Genomic DNA, 5,779 nt, shown 5'->3' with positions numbered 1-5,779 from the left:
TTTTCGCATTTGGTTGTCTCTATGCGTCCGGCGCTGGCTGCCAAACCGCACAGGCGAGGTGGCCCATCAACCAACACCAAACTCCATCAACCAAACCTGTTCGTGCCTCTTGAAACCCATCGACTCCAAGAGACTTTGAGGCGCGTAGCTTTCTTGAAAACAGCAAGCTGTTATGTGCTGAGTCTTGCCGGCCAATACCTTAATCTGGCGTGCGAGCAGCGCCCTGGCGCAGCCCATGCGCCGGTACTTCGGGTGCGTAACTGCATGGCCGAGCTCTGTTACCCAGGGTGTTGAGAAATGCACTCCCGCGACGCCGACCAAGCTCTCACCGCTGAAGACACCAACCCAAGGACCAAGTGTCAATGCCTTGGGGCCGAACGCAACTGCGGGGACCTCGCTGTAAAGCTTTTCGAGGGCCCCAGCGTCCGCCTCGGAGAGCTCCCTGACCTCAAGCCCCTCGGCAAGCTGAGACCTAAAAGGACCATGGTCCGCCTCCGGTCCGAGATCGTATCTGAACTCCGGCATCTCCCACTTGATAAACGAAACCGACTTGATCAGCTGACGCTGGCTACGCGATGCAAGGCAGTAAAATGACCCTGATTCACACTGCGGTAACTCGAGAGCGTTCGTCATGAGCTCAATGAACGCTGCAGCGGACATATCCGAGAATGCGGTGGTGGTAAATGGGAGATGCTGGGTCACTGTAAGGACTCCGCGGAGTCTTCCACTTCTCTCAAGCGAAATGAAGAAGTCGCAGCTGGAGCGAAGCTGCGTGACGTCTGCCAAGAGAATGGGATTGGCTAAGGGGTCGCTCTTCAGCTTGTCGGCCAGGTCATTCAGAGCTTGTTCTTCTGCCTCTGAGAGTCTCATGGTTTCCTTCTTATGCGATGTCCTGAAACTATCATTGAGATGAACGTATATGAGACCGAGCGTCCGCCGTGGGGCCAAGACTTGCTCACGACGCTGGCCTCGCACGGTCCTTCGCCCACGCCCTAAACGCCGCTATTTGCTCCCTCATCATCGCTGACAAGGGGACGCTCTCGGAGAACGCACGGAGAACGTCCTGCGTGGATATGTCCCGCTTCTCCGCAAAGGCCTCGTAAAGCGCCGAGATGATCGCCTGCTCGATCTCAGCCCCGCTCCCCCCCGCGCAACCCCGCGCTAACTCAGCGACCGCAAACCGCGTGGGGTCCCGTTTGCGCTTCTTGAGATGAATCTTGATGATGCTCTCGCGCTCCTGCTCGGTGGGGAGGTCGATGAAGAATATCTCGTCGAATCTACCCTTTCTAAGCATCTCCGGCGGCAGTTGATTGATGGCGTTTGCCGTGGCCACAACGAAGACCGGCTTGGTCTTCTCCTGAAGCCAAGTCAGAAACGTCGCAAACACCCTCGCAGTCGTTCCTCCATCCGTCGAACCCGAGCCCATAACCCCAGAAAAGCCCTTCTCGATCTCATCCAGCCACAGTATCGCCGGAGCGAGCGATTCGGCGACTTTGATCGCCTTACGCATATTATGTTCCGATGTGCCAATATATGACCCGAAGAGGCTGCCCACGTCCAGCCTTAGCAGTGGCAGCTTCCAAAGTGATGCTACCGCCTTCGCTGTCAGGCTCTTGCCGCAGCCTTGGACCCCTACGAGGAGCAACCCCTTGGGCTCCGGTAACCCAAACTCCCGCGCCTCCGCCCCGAACGCTTCCGCACGATTCGTAAGCCACAGCTTCAGTTTGGACAGGCCTCCCACGGCGTCAAACGTCTCCGAGAGATCGTAATACTCCAGCACACCCGTCTTCCGGATGATCTGCTTTTTTTCCCTTATGATCATCGGGAGGTCATCCTCAGTGAACTTACCATCGTTCACGAGCGCCTTCGCGAACGCGTTCTCCGCCTCCTCCTCCGTCAGCCCACACGTGGCCCTGACCATCTTGTCCACAACGTCGTCGCTTATATCAACGGTCAACCGGGGGTCGCGCCTCGCCTGTTTCACAACCGAATCAAGTATTCCCCTCAGCTCCTGCTCAGTAGGTAATGGCACATCGAGGACGGAGATCTCCTTCTCCAATTCTACCGGTATGTTCAGCACCGGTGAGAGGATGATCACTGTCTTATAGCTCGTTTTTAGCTTAGCCCCAATATCCCTCAGCATCCGAGTCACCACCGGCTCACGCTCGTTCAGAAACGGGTGAAAATCCTTCAGAAGGAAGATCGATTTCTCCGGAACCTGGAGAACGTGCGACAGAGCGGAGAAGGGCTTTGTGGAATCGGATGTCCTGCCGGCAGTCTGGTCAAACCCGGCAGAGCTTGTCCAAACGATGACGTGCTTGCCAAGTGAAGTCGCCAAGCGCCGCACAATCCGCTCCACCCGGCGCTCCTCCCAACTGACTAGGTAGATTATCGGATAACGAGCCCGTATGAGCAGCGCAAGTTCAGTCTCAAAATCGTCCACTCACTACTCCCCATCCAGCACCATCATGCACCCACACGGGGTCAATCCTACCCCACCCGATACCATCCAGCAAAGGAATCACTTGCCACTCTCTATCAACTCCAGAAACTCTGCCTCAGTCAATATATGCACGCCAAGCCGCCGCGCCTTGTCCAGCTTCGACCCCGGACTTGCCCCTACTATAACATAATCAGTCTGCTTTGTGACAGATGCCGTAACTCGACCACCAAGCGACTCGATCTTCGCCTTCGCCTCGTCTCGCCTCATCGACTCCAGCGTCCCAGTGAGAACAAATCGCTTCCCTAAAAGCGCCTCCTCAGAGGCGATCTTTCTCTCAGGATAAATGATCTTTACGCCCGCATCAAGCAAATCCTCTATCACGCGAACGTTCCCTGGCAAGCGGAAATACTGTGCCACGCTGCTCGCAACAATGGCGCCTATCCCATCGATTGCCTCAAGCATCTCACCAGAGGGTTCCACCGGACGCCGCCGTTTCGGGGCACTTTTTTCGTCCTCCACAAGCACTTCGGGCTCCGCTTGCGGCGGGATTCCTCTCTCCTGAGCCGTGGCTATTAAATCCTTGACCGAGCTGAAGTTCGCCGCAAGGGCCCGCGCCGCGAACGCGCCCACGTGCCTTATGCCAAGCGCATAGATAAACCTGTTGAAGGGCACTTTTTTGCTCTTCTCGAGCGCTGCAAGCAGATTATCGGCTGATTTTGCCGCCATTCGAGGCAGTGCGGCTAAATCCTCCTTATCAAGCTTGAAGATGTCCGCGTAGTTCTTGACCATGCCGCGATCAACCAGCGTGTCGATGAGAGCCGGCCCCAGACCATCAATATCGAGGCCCGCACGGGACGCGAAATGCCCGATGCTCTCCTTCAGCACGGCTGGGCACGAGGAGTTCACGCAGCGGATCACGACCTCGCCCTCTGGCCTGACCAGGGGACTGCCGCAGACGGGGCAGTTCTCTGGCATTCGAAAGGGCTTCTCATCATCAGTCCGTTCCGATTTGATGACGCTCACGACTTGTGGGATTATCTCGCCGGCCTTCTCTAAAACCACAGTATCCCCCACACGGATGTCCTTCCGTCCGATCTCGTCAGCATTGTGTAACGAGGCGCGCTTGACGGTCGTGCCCGAAAGATGGACCGGCGCAAACGTCGCGACCGGCGTTACGGCCCCGGTTCTGCCGACCTGAACGTCGATTGACAGCACCTTTGTCGTCGCCTGTTCCGCCGGGAACTTGAACGCTATCGCCCATCTGGGGTGCTTGCTGGTCTGTCCCAACCTCTCCTGGTAGTCAAGTCGGTTCACTTTCACGACGACCCCGTCGGTTGCGTAGTCGAGCCCATGCCGTTTCTGCTGCCACTCATCGCAATAATCCCTGACCTCCGAGAGGCCCCGGCAGCGACTCGCGGCAGGATTCACCTTGAATCCCCACGACTGCATCAGTCCCAGCGCCTGCGAGTGGGTCTCAACCGCAAGACCCTCCACGTGGCTGAGCATGTAGATAAACACGTCGAGCCGGCGCCTCGCAACTTCCATGACGTCCAGCTGCCGCAACGTGCCCGCCGTCGAGTTGCGAGGGTTGGCAAAAAAGTCGAGGCCAGCCTCCTCCCGCTCCCGATTGATTCGCTCGAACTCCTTCAGACCAATGAAGGCCTCGCCGCGGACCTCCAACAAAGGCGGAACCTGGCCAGGACCGCCCCGCAACCTCAGCGGGACAGACATTATCGTCCTGACGCTGTGTGTGATGTCATCGCCCACCGTGCCATTGCCCCGCGTTGCGCCTCGCACGAGCACACCGTTTTCGTAGAGAAGCGCTATGCCGACTCCGTCGATCTTGAGCTCGGCTACGTATTCAATCTCATCCGTAGGAACACCTAGCGCGCGCCCAACGCGCTCGTCGAACTCGGCGAGGTCTGTGAAATTGTATGAGTTATCGAGGGAGAGCATCGCCACCTTGTGGGAGACCTGCTTGAAGCCGTCCAGCGTCCCGTCATAAATCCGCTGAGTCGGTGAATCGGGCGTCACGAGCTCCGGATGCTGCGCCTCAAGTTCCTTTAGCCTCTGCATAAGCCCATCGAACTCGAAGTCGGAAATCTCTGGCTCGTTCTCCACATAATACTTGTGCTCATGGTAGCGTATCTGCTCCCGCAGCTCCGCTATCGCTCGCCCAATCGACTCGTCCCGCATCAAACCCACCTCGATCAGATTCCGATGTGCATCTCACATATATTCTCACAAATTCGGACAGCCGCATCAAGTAAGCGATTGACCGGGGCAATATATTTGACCCGGCTCCCATCAAGGGATATGATCTTCGAATGGCAGGATCACCCAGATGGTGATGGTGTCGTCCAAGCTGAAGAGAGGCCGATGAAATCGATGAGGCTGAAACAGGGAGACTTGAGTGCCGGAAGGACTTCACATTTGACGGTGTCTGGAACGGTAAATATTATGCGACCAAGCAGGTTCGGCCGATTTTCGTCGAAGAAGCTGACGAGATCGTGGTCGTCACCGTATATGTTTACTATTTCTGATGAGGGAATCAGGCGATGAGAATCACATATGATGCCGATGTGGACGCACTATACATCCGCTTCATTGAGACTACTGTAACGACAGACCATCTTGGGGAAGGCCTCGCCGTTGATTATGCAGAAGACGGGCGCATTGCCGGGATAGAGATACTGGATGCTCAGAAGCGGTTCGGGGACCCTGACGTGTTCCGAAAGGTCGTGCTCGAGGACATCGGCATCGGAAAAACAGGATTGGCCGCATCATCCAGCTGATTCCAGAGCCCGATTCACTCAGCCTCTGGCTTTAGATCGTGCTCTGAAGATTGAGAGACATCGCAAAAGGACAGCATAAGACCCTTGAAGAGCTGCTCAAAGAACTTCCTCCTGACCTTCAGGAAGATGTGAGGGATTTCGCCAACTTTGTGCTCGAGAGGCGGCGCAAACAGGCCGCGGCGCAAGCCCCGATTCGATTGGGCAGGCGCGTTGGAGCACCTCCGCGACAAATACACCTCGGTTGAGCTACAACATAAGATCTCTGAGTGGAGAATAGGAGCACAATGAGGCTCTTGCTCGATACCAATCTCTTTCTCGAGGTAATCTTGCGGCAGGACCGAGCGGAGGAAGCTCAGGCTATTGTGGCTGCGTCCGATAGGCACGAACTGTTCATCTCCAACTTCTCCCTCCATTCAAGAGGCTGTCCAATAAGTGCATCTGCATGGCAGAATCCTTGTGTTGTAAGAAGATCAGAACGCGAAGTGACTTTTGGGACAGCCTCCTGAATCTACTCGCGCCGGCCGGCAAGGAGGTAAGCGCC

Annotated in this window: 6 protein-coding genes; 3 read left to right on the top strand and 3 right to left on the bottom strand. The window is 56.4% G+C overall.

The annotated features are described in order from the left end of the window. Positions 1-66 precede the first annotated feature (66 nt). The 3 genes from VM163_11185 to ligA form a co-directional block, all read right to left on the bottom strand. Positions 67-870 (bottom strand): GNAT family N-acetyltransferase, encoded by an 804-nt coding sequence (locus VM163_11185; GenBank protein HUT04443.1) that lies wholly within the window; start codon positions 868-870, stop codon positions 67-69. 85 nt (positions 871-955) lie between these two features. Further along, positions 956-2,443 (bottom strand): AAA family ATPase, encoded by a 1,488-nt coding sequence (locus VM163_11180; protein HUT04442.1) that lies wholly within the window; start codon positions 2,441-2,443, stop codon positions 956-958. A 78-nt stretch (positions 2,444-2,521) separates the two neighbouring features. Beyond that, positions 2,522-4,639 (bottom strand): NAD-dependent DNA ligase LigA, encoded by a 2,118-nt coding sequence (gene ligA, locus VM163_11175; GenBank protein HUT04441.1) that lies wholly within the window; start codon positions 4,637-4,639, stop codon positions 2,522-2,524. Between the two features lie 362 nt (positions 4,640-5,001). On the opposite strand from ligA, the gene VM163_11170 reads away from it, so the two are divergent. From VM163_11170 to VM163_11160, 3 genes are all read left to right on the top strand, one after another. Beyond that, positions 5,002-5,238 carry a DUF2283 domain-containing protein gene (locus VM163_11170; protein ID HUT04440.1) on the top strand — a complete coding sequence of 79 codons (237 nt, stop codon included), beginning with the start codon at positions 5,002-5,004 and terminating at the stop codon, positions 5,236-5,238. 128 nt (positions 5,239-5,366) lie between these two features. Then, positions 5,367-5,483 (top strand): hypothetical protein, encoded by a 117-nt coding sequence (locus VM163_11165; GenBank protein ID HUT04439.1) that lies wholly within the window; start codon positions 5,367-5,369, stop codon positions 5,481-5,483. Then, positions 5,449-5,526, top strand: coding sequence for a hypothetical protein (locus tag VM163_11160; protein ID HUT04438.1), 78 nt, complete (start codon positions 5,449-5,451; stop codon positions 5,524-5,526). The genes VM163_11165 and VM163_11160 overlap by 35 nt, the downstream gene beginning before the upstream one ends. Positions 5,527-5,779 lie beyond the last annotated feature (253 nt).

This window comes from bacterium, from assembly GCA_035527515.1.
Taxonomy (GTDB): domain Bacteria; phylum B130-G9; class B130-G9; order B130-G9; family B130-G9; genus B130-G9.
This window is presented reverse-complemented; position numbering and strand designations above follow the sequence as displayed.